13 protein-coding genes are annotated in these 14583 nt (G+C 63.8%); 7 read left to right on the top strand and 6 right to left on the bottom strand.

The window, feature by feature from the left end; all coding sequences use genetic code 11:
* The first annotated feature begins 250 nt into the window (after nucleotides 1-250).
* The 3 genes from NK8_RS12320 to NK8_RS12310 all read left to right on the top strand — a co-directional run bounded on the left by NK8_RS12320 (nucleotide 251) and on the right by NK8_RS12310 (nucleotide 3080).
* Nucleotides 251-523 carry a hypothetical protein gene (locus NK8_RS12320; protein ID WP_162066400.1) on the top strand — a complete coding sequence of 91 codons (273 nt, stop codon included), beginning with the start codon at nucleotides 251-253 and terminating at the stop codon, nucleotides 521-523.
* Between the two features lie 126 nt (nucleotides 524-649).
* Nucleotides 650-2437, top strand: a complete 1788-nt coding sequence (locus tag NK8_RS12315) for an aminopeptidase P family protein (RefSeq protein WP_225936254.1) — start codon at nucleotides 650-652, stop codon at nucleotides 2435-2437.
* Nucleotides 2438-2456: 19 nt separating this feature from the next.
* Complete coding sequence (locus tag NK8_RS12310; protein WP_213226512.1) at nucleotides 2457-3080, top strand: HAD family hydrolase; 624 nt, start codon at nucleotides 2457-2459, stop codon at nucleotides 3078-3080.
* Nucleotides 3081-3098: 18 nt separating this feature from the next.
* Here NK8_RS12310 and NK8_RS12305 read toward each other — a convergent pair whose 3' ends face one another.
* From NK8_RS12305 to ychF, 3 genes are all read right to left on the bottom strand, one after another.
* The gene (locus NK8_RS12305; RefSeq protein WP_213226511.1) at nucleotides 3099-4226 is read right to left on the bottom strand and encodes a DUF748 domain-containing protein; all 1128 of its coding nucleotides are present in this window, start codon (nucleotides 4224-4226) and stop codon (nucleotides 3099-3101) included.
* Nucleotides 4227-4376: 150 nt separating this feature from the next.
* The gene (gene ettA / locus NK8_RS12300; RefSeq protein WP_162066396.1) at nucleotides 4377-6044 is read right to left on the bottom strand and encodes an energy-dependent translational throttle protein EttA; all 1668 of its coding nucleotides are present in this window, start codon (nucleotides 6042-6044) and stop codon (nucleotides 4377-4379) included.
* Between the two features lie 254 nt (nucleotides 6045-6298).
* On the bottom strand, nucleotides 6299-7393 hold the full coding sequence (gene ychF / locus NK8_RS12295) for a redox-regulated ATPase YchF (protein ID WP_213226510.1): 1095 nt from the start codon (nucleotides 7391-7393) through the stop codon (nucleotides 6299-6301).
* A gap of 211 nt (nucleotides 7394-7604) precedes the next feature.
* On the opposite strand from ychF, the gene NK8_RS12290 reads away from it, so the two are divergent.
* The 4 genes from NK8_RS12290 to NK8_RS12275 all read left to right on the top strand — a co-directional run bounded on the left by NK8_RS12290 (nucleotide 7605) and on the right by NK8_RS12275 (nucleotide 12293).
* Complete coding sequence (locus tag NK8_RS12290) at nucleotides 7605-8777, top strand: UbiH/UbiF family hydroxylase (protein ID WP_213226509.1); 1173 nt, start codon at nucleotides 7605-7607, stop codon at nucleotides 8775-8777.
* Between the two features lie 66 nt (nucleotides 8778-8843).
* Nucleotides 8844-9575, top strand: a complete 732-nt coding sequence (locus NK8_RS12285) for a DsbC family protein (protein ID WP_213226508.1) — start codon at nucleotides 8844-8846, stop codon at nucleotides 9573-9575.
* A gap of 178 nt (nucleotides 9576-9753) precedes the next feature.
* On the top strand, nucleotides 9754-11553 hold the full coding sequence (locus NK8_RS12280) for a M61 family metallopeptidase (protein ID WP_213228642.1): 1800 nt from the start codon (nucleotides 9754-9756) through the stop codon (nucleotides 11551-11553).
* Between the two features lie 143 nt (nucleotides 11554-11696).
* Entirely contained in the window at nucleotides 11697-12293 is a 597-nt protein-coding gene (locus NK8_RS12275) for an FMN-dependent NADH-azoreductase (RefSeq protein WP_213226507.1), read from the top strand.
* 49 nt (nucleotides 12294-12342) lie between these two features.
* On the opposite strand, the gene NK8_RS12270 is transcribed toward NK8_RS12275, so the two are convergent.
* The 3 genes from NK8_RS12270 to trpC are packed head-to-tail and all read right to left on the bottom strand — an operon-like array spanning nucleotide 12343 to nucleotide 14574.
* Nucleotides 12343-13122 (bottom strand): uracil-DNA glycosylase, encoded by a 780-nt coding sequence (locus tag NK8_RS12270; RefSeq protein WP_213226506.1) that lies wholly within the window; start codon nucleotides 13120-13122, stop codon nucleotides 12343-12345.
* Between the two features lie 16 nt (nucleotides 13123-13138).
* A complete protein-coding gene (locus NK8_RS12265; protein WP_213226505.1) occupies nucleotides 13139-13783 on the bottom strand; it encodes a CYTH domain-containing protein in 645 nt (214 codons plus the stop codon).
* A gap of 5 nt (nucleotides 13784-13788) precedes the next feature.
* Entirely contained in the window at nucleotides 13789-14574 is a 786-nt protein-coding gene (trpC, locus tag NK8_RS12260) for an indole-3-glycerol phosphate synthase TrpC (protein WP_162066389.1), read from the bottom strand.
* Nucleotides 14575-14583 lie beyond the last annotated feature (9 nt).

The following is a 14583-nucleotide window of genomic DNA, read 5'->3' as shown; positions in this document are numbered from 1 at the left end:
CAAGCTGGGTGAAACAGTGCAAAAAGACACGCAGATGCCCGGAAACAAGCATCGTGTTATTCGGGCAGCGGACTTTGAGTCTAGCATCGAACGAAACGAATTAATCTCAGACAAAGCCGCGAGATAATCACGCGGTTTATCTCGAAAAAAAAGCCATGGCGTATGTCGCCGGGCCGATATTCTTGCCATCGACAACCCGTCCCCCTAAACTCAGCCGCTATCATTTGATGTCGACGGAGCGCTCGCGCTGATGGGCTGGATCGGACTGATTTTTCTCGGCGCGGTCATCGGCGCCGCAGGCTGGTGGCTGCATCCGTTGCGGCGTGCGGGACGCGTCGCGCGCGCGCCGGCGGGACGCATCTGGACGGCCATCGGCGCTGGCATACTGGCGACGGTCGTCGCGCGCATGCTCGGCAATATCGTCGATGTTTATCACGACGGCGATACGCTCGAATGGCTGGCGTGCGCGGTCTTCGCGCTCGTCGTCGTGACGACGACGGTCGGGCTGGCGGCGCGCCGCTGAACTCTTTTCCGACAGCGCGGTGGGTGATCCTCACCGCGAGTCTTGCTCTTCGCGCCCCACGCGGGCTTTCAAGCAGGTGACTTCATGAACGATCGCATTGCAGATTCCGCCATTCCAGAGCCCGCCATGTTCGCGCGGCGCATCGAGTCGTTGCGCGGCCAGATGGCGCTCGAAAAGCTCGCCGCCGTGCTCATTCCGTCCGCGGACCCGCATCTCTCCGAGTATCTGCCGGAACGCTGGCAAGGGCGTCAATGGCTTTCGGGCTTCACCGGTTCGGTGGGCACGCTCGTGGTGACGGCGGATTTCGCGGGCGTCTGGGTCGACAGCCGTTACTGGACGCAGGCCGAAGCGCAACTCGCGGGCACCGGCATCGTGCTCATGAAGATGATGGGTGGCCAGCAGACCGCGCCGCACATCGACTGGCTCGCGCAAAACGTGCCGTCGGGCACGACCGTCGCGGCCGACGGCGCGGTGCTCGGCGTCGCGGCGGCGCGTGCATTGTCCGATGCGCTCACGGCGCGCGGCATCGTGCTGCGCACGGATCTCGATTTGCTGGATTCGGTGTGGCCCGCGCGTCCCGGCTTGCCGGAGTCGCCCGTCTACGAACACGCCGCGCCGCATGCGAGCGTCGCGCGGGCGGACAAACTTGAGCAAGTGCGCGAGACGATGCGCGCGAAAGGCGCGCAGTGGCACTTCGTTTCCACGCTCGACGATCTCGCGTGGATCTTCAACCTGCGCGGCGGCGACGTGAGTTACAACCCGGTCTTCGTGGCGCACGCGCTCATCGGGCTCGATGACGCGACGATCTTCGTCGCCGACGGCAAGGTTCCGGCTGCGCTCGTCGAGTCGCTCGCGCGCGACAACGTGCGCGTCGCGCCATACGCCGCCGCGCCCGAGGCGCTCGCGTCATTGGCGGCGGGTTCGACGCTCCTGATCGATCCGCGCCGCATCACGCACGGCCTGCTGGAGAAAGTGCCCGCGGCGGTCACGATTGTCGAGGCGGTGAATCCGTCGACCTTTGCCAAGTCGCGCAAGACCGCCGCGGAAGCACAACATATCCGCGCCACTATGGAGCAGGACGGCGCCGCGCTCGCCGAATTCTTTGCGTGGTTCGAAGACGCGCTCGGCCGTGAGCGCATCACGGAACTGACCATCGACGAGAAACTGACCGCCGCGCGCGCACGCCGGCCGGGTTTCGTCACCTTGAGCTTCGGCACGATCGCGGGCTTCAACGCCAACGGCGCGATGCCGCATTACCGCGCGACCGAGGCGTCGCATGCAGTGATCGAAGGCAACGGCCTGCTGCTGATCGACTCAGGCGGACAGTATCTGAGCGGCACGACGGACATCACGCGGGTCGTTCCGATCGGCGAGATCAACGCCGAGCACAAGCGCGATTTCACCGTCGTGCTGAAGGGCACGATGGCGCTTTCGCGCGCGCGCTTCCCGCGCGGCATCCGCTCGCCGATGCTCGATTCGATCGCACGCGCGCCGATCTGGGAAGCGGGCGCGGACTACGGGCATGGCACGGGGCATGGCGTCGGCTACTTCCTGAACGTGCACGAAGGCCCGCAGGTGATCTCGCACTACGCGCCCGCCGAACCGTGGACGGCGATGGAAGAGGGCATGATCACATCCATCGAGCCGGGCATTTATCGGCCGGGCAAGTGGGGCATCCGCATCGAGAATCTCGTGATGAACCAGGCCGCGGAAAAGACCGAGTTCGGCGATTTCCTCGAATTCGAAACGCTGACGCTGTGCCCGATCGATACGCGCTGCATCGACTTGTCGCTGTTGCGCGACGACGAGCGCGCGTGGCTCAACGCCTATCACGAGACGGTGCGCTCGCGCGTGTCGCCGCATGTGTCGGGGAAGGCGCTGGCGTGGCTCGAAGAACGGACGAAGGCGATTTGACTCAACGGAGCGCGGCAAGATGACCATCAAGGCAGTCGTGTTCGATTTCGGCGGCGTGCTGATCGACTGGAATCGCGAGTATCTCTACAAACAACTGATTCCGGACGAGACCGAGCGACGCTGGTTTCTCGACAACGTCTGCAAGATGGAGTGGGTCGTGCAGCAGGACGGCGGGCAGACGATCGAGGAAGGCACCGCCGAACTGATCGCGCTCCATCCCGGTCACGAAGCGCTGATCCGCGCGTTCTATGCGCGCTGGCCGGAGATGGTGTCGGGCGTGCTGGAAGAGGGCGTCGCACTCGTCGAGCGGCTGGAGGCAGCGGGCGTGCCGCTCTTCGGCCTGACGAACTGGTCGGCGGAGACCTTTCCGTACGCGTGGGAGCGTTTTGACGTGCTGCGCAAGTTTCGGGAGGTCGTTGTCTCGGGGCGTGTCGGACTGGTGAAGCCCGATGCGCGGATTTTCGCTCTGATGCGCGCGGAAATCGAAAAGCAGTTGCCGGGCATTCAGCCGAACGAGCTCGTATTCATCGACGACAATCTGAAGAACGCGCAAGCTGCGTCCGCGCTCGGCTGGCACGGCGTTCACTACACCGGCGCCGCGGACACCGAAACGAAGCTGCGCGCGCTCGACCTGCCGTTCTGAACGCACGAAGGCAACGCGCTACTGCCCCAGCAGATTCTTCAGCGCGTTGCCGATTCCCCGCACCGTATCGCCCGCGCCTCGCGCGACGCCTTCAGCGCTCACGCCGAGCGCCTTCGCGAAGCCCGCCGCGAGTTTCTTCGACAGACTTTCGCTCAGCGAAAACTTCGGATCGCGCAGATCGCCTTCGAGCACGAAATCGAGCTTGATCTGCTGCTTGCGGTCCTTCAGCGCGGCGATCGCGGCCTTTGTCGGAATCGAGAGAAAGGTGTCGAGCGCATTGCCGGTATCGCTGATCTGAAGATGATTCAGCGTGAGCGTGCCGGGCGCGTGGATGCGGTAATCCTTCACCGTTGCGTCGATCGTCAGGTCGATGGTGCCGCCCGTCACCGCCGCCTTCGCGCCCGCTTTCTTGAGCAGATACGGATCGAGCGTCGCGACGTCGACGTTGTGCAGCGTCACGCGCGTCTGCGAATCCTTGTTCGCGATGATCATCCAGCCGCCCCACGTCACATTGCCGGTGTGCGACGGACCCTTGATCGAACCGGTCATCGAGAGGTCGGTGCGGTCGGTGAGAGCGGGCAGATGAATGTGATCGACGGTCGCGCGCGCATCGCCGATCAGCACGCGATACGGCGGCTCCTGCACGGAGCCGTCGAAGAACTCCATCGAACCGCGTTCGAACGACACGCGATCGATCAGCTTTTCTTCCTGCGCGTGCTCCTGGCGCGCCTTGCTGTCGGGCGTCGCGTCGGCTTCGCGCGCGGTTTCCTTGAGTCCGGGCAGGATGCGTACGCCGCCATCGGCGGAGCGCACGATCGACAGATAGTAGTTATCGACGCTCACGCTGCGCAGATGAATCGGTCGGGAGATGAGCGAGCGCATGTCGACGTCGAGCACGATGCGCTCGGCGCGCATGGCGTCGCTAGCGGGCCAGTCTTTCGGGCCGCGCAGACGCACGCGCGAGAGCGTCACGTGACCGAAGCCGACATCGATTTCTTCGACCGAACCGTTCGGGCCAAGCGTCTCGACGATGCGCTCTTTCATCTGATGCACGACAAACAGCCAGCCACCGACAGCCACGACGACGAGCGCCACGAAGATGCCGATTGCCCAAAGCGCCCCCCGCCTCGCGCTCGATCCCGCCATCTGCGTGTGTCTCCGGTGTCGGCCATTGAAAAGCGCCGCTCGAAAAAGAAAGTGGCGACTGCGTCCTACACAGTCGCCACTTTTATGCCTGAAGTCGGTGCGCGTGCCCGCATAGACGCGCGCTGTTTATCATCAGACGTTTTGCCGTGTTCAGCGCGTGATCGGCTTGTAGCGCAGGCGCTTCGGCTTCGCGGCTTCTTCGCCGAGACGCTTGCGCTTATCGGCCTCGTATTCCTGATAGTTGCCGTCGAAGAACTCGACGTGTGAATCGCCTTCGAACGCGAGGATATGCGTCGCGATGCGGTCCAGGAACCAGCGATCGTGCGAAATCACCATCACGGAGCCGGCGAATTCGAGCAGCGCGTCTTCGAGCGCGCGCAGCGTTTCGACGTCGAGATCGTTCGACGGTTCGTCGAGCAGCAGCATGTTGCCACCCGCGATGAGCGTCTTCGCCAGATGCAGACGCCCGCGCTCGCCGCCAGACAGATTGCCGACGAGTTTTTGCTGATCGCTGCCCTTGAAGTTGAAGCGGCCGATATACGCGCGCGACGGCGTTTCGTACTTGCCGACCGTGAGCACATCGGCGCCGCCGGAGATTTCCTCGAACACGGTCTTGTCGGCGGCGAGCGCGTCGCGGCTCTGATCGACATAGGCGAGCTTGACAGTCGGTCCCTTGACGATTTCGCCCGAATCCGGCTGTTCCTTGCCGGTCAGCATGCGGAAGAGTGTCGACTTGCCGGCGCCGTTCGGCCCTATGATGCCGACGATCGCGCCCGCCGGAATCTTCATGCTGAGATTGTCGATGAGCAGACGATCGCCATAGGCTTTGCTGACGTTCTTGAACTCGATGACCTCATTGCCCAGCCGATCGCCGACCGGAATGAAGATTTCCTGCGTTTCATTGCGCTTCTGATATTCCTGGCTGTTGAGCTCCTCGAAGCGCGCGATACGCGCCTTCGATTTAGCCTGACGGCCCTTCGGGTTCTGGCGCACCCATTCGAGTTCTTTCTTGATCGCTTTCTGGCGCGCGGATTCGCTCGATTCTTCCTGCTTCAGGCGGTCTTCCTTCTGGTCGAGCCAGCTCGAATAATTGCCCTTCCACGGAATGCCGTGGCCGCGGTCGAGTTCGAGAATCCATTCGGCGGCGTTATCGAGGAAGTAGCGATCGTGCGTCACGGCGACGACGGTGCCCGGATAGCGCGTCAGGAACTGTTCGAGCCATTCGACGGATTCGGCGTCGAGGTGGTTGGTCGGCTCGTCGAGCAGCAGCATGTCGGGCTTTTGCAGCAGCAGCTTGCACAGCGCGACGCGGCGTTTTTCGCCACCCGACAGATGTTCGATTTTCGCGTCCCACGCGGGCAGGCGCAGCGCGTCGGCGGCGACTTCGAGTTGCTGCTCGGGGCTGCCGCCATCGCTCGTGGAGAGGATGGCTTCGTACTTCGCCTGTTCGGCGGCGAGCTTGTCGAAGTCGGCGTCGGGTTCGGCGTAGGCGGCGTAGATTTCGTCGAGTTTCTTTTGCGCCTGGAAGACATCGCCGAGACCTTCCTCGACGGCCTCACGCACGGTCTGCTGCGGATCCAGTTGCGGCTCCTGCGGCAGATAACCGATGTTCAGGTTCGGCATCGGCGTGGCGTCGCCTTCGATGTCCTTGTCGACGCCGGCCATGATCCTGATGAGCGTCGACTTGCCGGAACCGTTCAGACCGAGCAGGCCGATCTTCGCGCCGGGGAAGAACGAGAGGGAGATGTCTTTCAGGATCTGACGCTTCGGCGGGACGATCTTGCCGACGCGGTTCATGGTGAAGACGTATTGGGCCATGTCGAGTGTTCTGTGATGGTGTGATGAAGGGTGCGAACGCCGTGCGTCCGATGATGTCGCACGCGCGATCGGGCGCGCGTTCCCGGGGCCGCGTCAGGCGGCGCGGGCGGGGTTATGTCGCATTGTACTTCGCGGTGCGTTTCCGTCACTGCCAGCTCGCGACCGCGCTGCCTCGTCCGCAAAAGAAAAAAGCGGAGTCCCTTTTATCGGGTACTCCGCTTTGCGAGGCAGGCAGTGTCGACAGTTCTTGACGCTTAGACGTTGAACAAAAAGTTCATCACATCCCCGTCATGCACCACATACTCCTTCCCTTCCGCCCGCATCTTCCCGGCTTCCTTCGCGCCTTGCTCGCCCTTATAAGCGATGTAGTCATCGAACGAAATCGTCTGCGCGCGAATGAAGCCACGTTCGAAATCCGTATGAATCGCGCCCGCGGCCTGCGGCGCCGTATCGCCGATATGAATCGTCCACGCGCGCACTTCCTTCACGCCCGCCGTGAAGTACGTGTGCAAACCGAGCAGCTTGAAACCCGCGCGAATCACGCGGTTCAAACCCGGCTCGTCCATGCCCATATCAGCCAGGAAGTCTTGCTTGTCGGCATCTTCGAGGTCGGCGATTTCCGCTTCGATCGCCGCGCACACCGCGACCACCGGCGCGTTCTCCGCTTCCGCGTGCTTGCGCACCGCGTCGAGATACGGGTTGTTCTCGAAGCCATCGTCCTTCACGTTCGCGACGTACATCGTGGGCTTCGACGTGATCAGGCACAACGGCTTGATGGTCAACTGTTCTTCGTCGGTCAGCGACAGACCGCGCACCGGCTTCGCCTGATCCAGTTGCGCGCGCACTTTCTCGAGCACGGCGACGAGCTTCGCAGCTTCCTTGTCGTTGCCCGACTTCGCCGCCTTCGAGTAACGCGTGAATGCCTTTTCGACCGTCGACAGATCGGCGAGCGCGAGTTCGGTGTTGATGACTTCGATATCCGCGATCGGATCGATCTTGCCCGCGACGTGGATCACGTTCTCGTCGTCGAAGCAGCGCACGACGTGCGTGATCGCGTCCGTTTCGCGGATGTTCGCGAGGAACTGGTTGCCGAGGCCTTCACCCTTCGACGCGCCCGCGACGAGACCCGCGATATCGACGAACTCGACCACCGCCGGCAGGATGCGCTCGGGCTTCACGATTTCGGCGAGTGCGTTCAGGCGCGCGTCCGGCACTTCGACCACGCCGACATTCGGCTCGATCGTGCAGAACGGATAGTTCTCGGCGGCGATGCCCGCCTTGGTCAAAGCATTGAAAAGTGTGGACTTGCCGACGTTGGGCAAGCCGACGATGCCGCATTGGAGGCTCATGGGATCCTTCGAACTGGTGAGACGGCGCGGGCCGCGCGGGTTTCGTCAAAAATGGTGCGCAATGAGCGGGCGAGAACCGCCCGCCACGCTGCGGCCGCATCCGGCGGCCGGGCAAACCGCTATTGTAACGCCGCGCCGGGCCGCCTAGCTCCGCCCGCCAGGCCTCGCGCCGTGGGCAAACCCGTTCGTACCCCACGGCTATAATGCCCGGATGACTTCGCATCCCCTCAAATTTCACGCGGTCGTGGTCGGCGGCGGGCTCGTCGGCAAGACGGCCGCGCTCGCGCTCGCGCAATCCGGGCTGCGCACCGCGCTCATCGCGGCGCGCGCAACCGGCCTGCCGCCGGGCGCCGCGTTCGATTCGCGCATCTACGCGCTGTCGTCGAGCTCGCAGACGCTGCTGGAACGCCTGCGCGTCTGGCAGGCGCTCGATCGATCGCGTCTCGGTCCTGTCTTCGACATGCGCGTGTTCGGCGATGCCCACGCGGAACTGCACTTTTCGGCTTTTCAGGCATCGGTGCCGCAGCTTGCGTGGATCGTGGAATCGTCGCTTATCGAAGAATCGCTCGACACCGCGCTGCGCTTTCAGCCGAGCCTGTCGTGGTTCGAATCGCGCGCGCAAGGGATGACGGTCGAAGCCGACGCGGCGCACATCGCGCTCGCGAGCGGCGAAATGCTCGAAACGGATCTGATCGTCGGCGCCGATGGCGCGCATTCATGGGTGCGCGCGCAAATGGGCGCGAAGATGAATCGTCGCGATTACCGGCAAACCGGCGTCGTCGCCAATTTCAAGGCCGAGCGGCCGCACGGCGAGACCGCGTATCAATGGTTTCGCGATACCGAAATCATCGCGCTCCTGCCGCTGCCGGGCGATCACGTATCGCTCGTCTGGTCCGCGCGCACGGAGCACGCCGACGAACTGCTCGCGCTCGATCCCGCGCAACTCTCGGCGCAAGTCGAACAGGCGACACAAAACACGCTCGGCGCGCTCGATTGCGTCACGTCCGCGCAAGGCTTTCCGCTCGGGCTGCAAACCGTCGACAAACTGATCGCGCCGCGCGTCGCGCTCGTCGGCGACGCCGCGCATCTGATCCATCCGCTAGCCGGGCAGGGCATGAACCTCGGCCTGCGCGACGTGGCCGCGCTGGCGGATGTCATCGCGAACAAGGAGTCGTTCCGTGATCTCGGCGATCCGATCCTGCTGCGCCGCTATGAGCGCGCGCGCCGCGAAGACATCCAGAAGCTCATGTTCGCAACCGATGGCCTGCAGCGTCTCTTTGCCGTGCCGGGCACGCTCGCGCGCGCGGTCCGCAACACCGGCATGGCGTTCGTCGGCGCGCAGCCGCTCGTCAAGCGCTGGCTGGTGTCGGCGGCGCTCGGTTGAAATACTCCATCGATATTCCACAGGCGCGGCGCTCGCGTCACGCTCAGGCGACTCACAGGAACCCGCATGAAAACCACCTTCCGCTTCGCTCTCGCCACGGCCGCGGCGCTCGCCGCGACGCTCGGCATCGGCTGCTCGGCGCAGGCCGATCAGACCACCGACAAGATCAAGTCCACGCTCGAATCGCGCATGGGCGACGCCACCATCAAGAGCATCGAGAAGACGCCCGTGCCGGGGCTCTACGAAGTGAATCTCGGCTCGCAGATCGTCTATAGCGATGCAACCGGAAACTACGTCCTGATCGGCGATCTCGTCGATACGCGCAACAGCAAGAATCTCACCGAGGCGCGGCTCGCGGACACCAACAAAATCGAGTTCGCAAAGCTGCCGCTCGAGAACGCGGTGAAGGTCGTAAAGGGGAATGGCAGCCGCAAGATCGCGGTGTTCTCCGATCCGAACTGTCCGTACTGCAAGCAGCTCGAATCGACGCTGAAGTCGATCGATAACGTGACGGTCTACACCTTCCTGTATCCCGTGCTGTCGCCCGATTCGACCGCCAAGTCGAAGTCGATCTGGTGCTCGAAGGATCGCGGCACGACGTGGGAAGGCTGGATGCTCGATCACAAGGCGCCCACCACCGCGGGCACTTGCGACACGACCGCGATCGACAAGAACCTGAAGCTCGGCCGCTCGATGAACGTCACCGGCACGCCGACCGTGTTTCTCACCGACGGCCGCCGTCTGCCGGGCGCCGTGCCCGCCGACCGGCTCGAAAAAGAACTGTCGGCCGTGCACTGAGCGCGGGGCTAAACGAAGAAGGGAGGCGCGTCGTGCGCCTCCTGTGTTTTTACGGCCTTGCTTTTGCGAAAGCGCAGCGTAATGAAGAAAGGCGGAAGCAAGGCGTCGGGCGCGCTCATCCTAATCACGCGCCCAGAACAAGAACAAGGACATCGAGATGACTACGCTCATGCAAACGGTGCAGCCCATCCGCTATGGCATCGTTCCGAAGAATCCCGCGGCGCATCTCTTCGAAGTGACGCTGACCGTCGCTGAGCCCGATCCCGCCGGCCAGCGCTTCATGCTGCCGGTCTGGATTCCGGGCAGCTACATGATCCGCGAGTTCGCGCGCAATATCGTCACGCTGCAGGCGTTCAACGCGGCGGGCCGCAGGGTCGCCATCGAAAAGACCGACAAGCACGCGTGGCAGGCGGCGCCGGTCGACGGTCCGATCACGCTGCGCTACGAGGTCTACGCGTGGGACATGTCGGTGCGCGCCGCGCATCTGGACGACACGGTCGGCTTTTTCAACGGCACGAGTACGTTCCTCGCCGTGGAAGGGCAGTCGGGCACGCCGTGCATCGTCGATATCCAGCCGCCGCAGGGCGGCGCATATCGCAACTGGCGCGTCGCGACGGCGCTCGCGGAAGCGCGCGGCACGAAGCGCTACGGCTTCGGCACGTATGAGGCGGCGAATTACGACGAACTCGTCGATCATCCGGTCGCGCTCGGCGAATTCGCGCTCGGCAGCTTCAACGCGCACGGCGTGAAGCACGACATCGTGATCTCGGGACGCGTCGTCAATCTCGACATGAACCGGCTCGCGGCCGACCTGAAGCGCGTGTGCGAAGCGCAGATCGCGCTTTTCGAGCCGCGCACGAAGAAAGCGCCGATGGACCGCTACGTGTTCATGACCGTCGCCGTCGGCGATGGTTACGGCGGGCTCGAACATCGCGCATCGACGGCGCTGATCTGCAATCGCACGGATTTGCCGGCCCAGGGCCGTCCGGAAGTGACCGAGGGCTATCGCACCTATCTCGGGCTGTGCAGCCACGAATACTTCCATACGTGGAACGTGAAGCGCATCAAACCGGCCGCGTTCGCGCCGTACGATCTGTCGCAGGAAAATTACACGACGCTGCTGTGGCTCTTCGAAGGCTTCACGTCCTATTACGACGACCTGATGCTCGTGCGCAGCGGACTGATTTCGGCGGGCGACTACTTCAGCCTGCTCGGCAAGACGATCGGCGGCGTGCTGCGTGGCAGCGGGCGTCTGAAGCAATCCGTCGCGCAAAGCTCGTTCGATGCGTGGGTGAAGTACTACCGCGCCGACGAAAACGCGCCGAACGCGATCGTCAGCTATTACCAGAAGGGCTCGCTCGTCGCGCTTGCGTTCGATCTGTCGATTCGCGCGCAAACGGGCAACCGCAAATCGCTCGACGACGTGATGCGCCTTCTGTGGCAGCGCTACGGCCGCGAGTTCTACAACGGCAAGCCGCGCGGCATTCCGGAAGGGGACGTCGAGGCGCTCTTCGCCGAAGCGACCGGCGCGGACCTGCGCTCGCTGTTCCGCGACTGCGTGCGCGGCACGCGCGATCTGCCGCTCGATGCGCTGTTCGAGCCGTTCGGCATTGCGCTCGCGCCCGATTTGCCGGGCAACGGGGTGTCGGTCAAGCCGTCGCTCGGCGTGCGCGTACGCGGCGGCGCGGATTGCACGCTCGCCGTCGTCCACGAAGGCAGCGCGGCGCAGAAGGCGGGCTTGTCGGCGGGCGACGTGCTCGTCGCGATCGACGGGCTGCGCGTCACCGGATCGAATCTCGACGCGCTGCTGTCGCGCTATCTGCCGGGCGCGAAGGTGGAAGTGCACGCGTTCCGCCGCGAGGAACTGCGCCGCACCGACCTGAAGCTCGACGGGCCGGAAGTCGCGCGCTACGTGCTGACGGCCATCGACGGACGCGGCCCGTCGAAACAATGGCGCGAGCGCTGGCTGAAAGGCTGATTCGGCGGGGTCTGGCGGATTGTTCTACTGGTGCAACGATCCGTCATGACCGCACGGCTTTTTCCCGGACGCCGAAACACGAAGAATGCTTCCTAAGCCGGACGCCGAGGGCGCCCGAAACCTCATAGAGATAGGAAGCCATCATGACGACGATTCTGCAAATCAACTCCGCCGCCCGTTCGCAAGGTGCTCAATCGACGCTGCTCGCCGATGAACTGACCGCAAAACTGCAACAAGCCAAAGCAGGCGCGAAGGTGGTTGTGCGCAATCTGCTCGGCGACAGCCTGCCGCACCTCGACGACGCCACGCTCGGCGCGTTCTTCACGCCCGCCGATCAGCGCAGCGCGGAACAGGTCGCGATCAACGCGAAGAGCGAAGCGCTGATCAACGAACTGCAAGCGGCGGATATCGTCGTGATCGCGGCGCCGCTGTACAACTTCGGCATCTCGTCGCAACTGAAGACGTACTTCGACTGGATCGCGCGTGCTGGCATCACGTTCAGCTACACCGCGAACGGTCCGGAAGGTCTCGTGAAGGGCAAGAAGGTGTACGTGGTCTCGGCGCGCGGCGGCAAGTACGCGGGCACGCCGCATGATTCGCAGACGCCGTATCTGAAGACGTTCCTTGCCTTCCTCGGTATGACCGACGTGAACTTCATCTACGCCGAAGGCCTGAACATGGGCCCGGACGCGGCTGGCGCGGCGCTGGCGTCGGCGCGTGAGGCCATCGCGGCTGTTTAAGCGTCTCCGCTTCGATAAAAAACCCCGCTGATGCGGGGTTTTTTGCTTTTCAGGCGAGCAATTCCGGCTCGGCGGGCAAGCGCCAGTCGATCGGCTCGCGACCGTGCTTCGTCAGATAGTCGTTGGCGAGCGCGAAATGTCCGCAACCGAAAAATCCGCGATACGCCGACAACGGCGAGGGATGCACCGCTTCCAGCACGCAATGCGATTTCCCCGTGCCTTCGATCAAGCCGCGCTTCGCCTGAGCATGCGCGCCCCACAGCATGAACACGAGGCCGTCGTGACGCTGCGCCATTTCGTGGATCAGCGTGTCGGTGCATTGCTCCCAGCCGCGCTTCGCGTGGCTGCCGGCCTTGTCGCGCTCGACGGTCAGCGACGTATTGAGCAGCAACACGCCCTGTTTCGCCCACGAATCGAGGCATCCGTGCGCGGGCGCCGGAAAACCGAGGCTCGCGTGGATTTCCTTGAAGATGTTGCGCAACGACGGCGGCGGCCGCACCGGCGCGGGCACCGAGAACGCGAGGCCATGCGCTTGCGGCGCGCCCTTGTCTTCGCCGTGATACGGGTCTTGCCCGAGAATCACGACTTTCACGTCGCCGGGACTCGTGAGACGCAGCGCGCGAAAGACATCGGCGGGATAGACCGTCTTTCCGGCGGCGCGCTCGGCATCGACGAACGCGCATAGCGCCGCATAGTGCTTGCCGTCGATGAACGGCTTCAGATGGCGGCGCCAGTCGGCGGGCAGCGCGTCGAACTGGCTTTCGAGCGTCGTGACATCCGACGCAGCCGCGGGTTCGTTATCCGCGAAGAGGGAAGGCTGCTGATTCATGCCGGTTGAGTCATGCTCACGCGTTGCGGTTTTTTTCGGATGGTTCGCGCAGAAGATAACCGCGCTGGGCCTTGCTGAGATCTTCGGGCACGAGCTCGGGAAACGCGCCGCGCAATTCCGCCGCGAGCATCGAGAGCGCGCTTTCTTCGCCGGATTTCAGTTCGAGTTCGAGTTCGCTGATTTCCGCGCGACGCGTTTCGCCATCGACATCGGCGGTGATTTCGCCGAGATCCAGCGCCACTTCGATCTGCGAACCCTCGCGCTCGATGTCCCACACGAGGCGCCTGAAGTCGGTCTTGAAGAGCGCGATGACATCCGGCGCGGCGCGTTCCAGCGCTTCGTGCGCGGCGTCGTCGTCGCATGCGTCGAGCAGCGTGCCGAATTCGAGCGCTTCGCCTTCGACCGGCAATTCCCATTCTTGCCGATTGCTCAGACCAGCCACCGATTTTCCGAGCGTCTTGTAGGTCTGCAGCCACTGCTCGGGCGTGCGGCGCAGGCGCAGCGCGGACTTTGCCTTCGCGAGCGCGCAGTCCGGCGTATCGAAATAGACGTTGGCAAGCTCGATAGGCTTGCCCGCGCCGGTGCGCTCGTCGAAGAAGCGCGCGACGTCGTCGTGTTGCGACGGCGCGAGCGCGAGCTTGAGTTCCCGTTCGATTCCCATGGCGTTCAGAAGAACATGCGCGCGAGTTCCGCGCCAGGATCGTCGGCGCGCATGAACGCTTCGCCGACGAGGAAGGTATGCACGCGCATCGCGCGCAGCCGGTCGACATCCAGACGCGACAGAATGCCCGATTCCGTCACGACGATCCGGTCATCCGGCACCTGTTCCAGCATGCCGATGGTCGTGTCGATCGTGGTTTCGAACGTGCGCAGATTGCGATTGTTGATGCCGATGAGCGGCGTCTTCAGCGTGAGCGCGTCGCGCAGTTCGTCTGCATCGTGCACTTCGACGAGCACCGCGAGCCCGAGCGAATGCGCGTACGCTTCGAGGTCCTGCATGTGCGAAAGCTCGAGCGCGGCGGCGATCAGCAGAATGCAGTCCGCGCCCATCGCGCGCGCTTCCATGATCTGATACGGATCGATGATGAAGTCCTTGCGCAGCACCGGCAGGCTGCACGCGGCGCGCGCTTCCTCCAGATAGGCGACGCTGCCCTTGAAGAACTGCACGTCGGTGAGCACGGAAAGGCACGCGGCGCCGCCTTTTTCGTACGAGCGCGCGATGTCGGCGGGCACGAAGTGTTCGCGCAACACGCCTTTCGACGGGCTCGCCTTCTTCACCTCGGCGATCACCGCAGCCTGATTTGCCGCGTGCTTGGCACGCAACGCGCCGGTGAAATCGCGCAGGTCGCGCGCGCTGGCTTCGAGCTTCAGCTCTTCGAGCGGCGCGCTCAGTTCGGCGGCGCGGATTTCCTCGCGCTTGACCGCGATGATGCGATCCAGAATGTCACTCATATTGGCTTC

Origin of the sequence: Caballeronia sp. NK8 (assembly GCF_018408855.1) — a bacterium.
Lineage (GTDB): Bacteria > Pseudomonadota > Gammaproteobacteria > Burkholderiales > Burkholderiaceae > Caballeronia.
The sequence above is the reverse complement of the archived record's forward strand: the minus strand, read 5'-3'. Positions and strand labels throughout refer to the sequence as shown.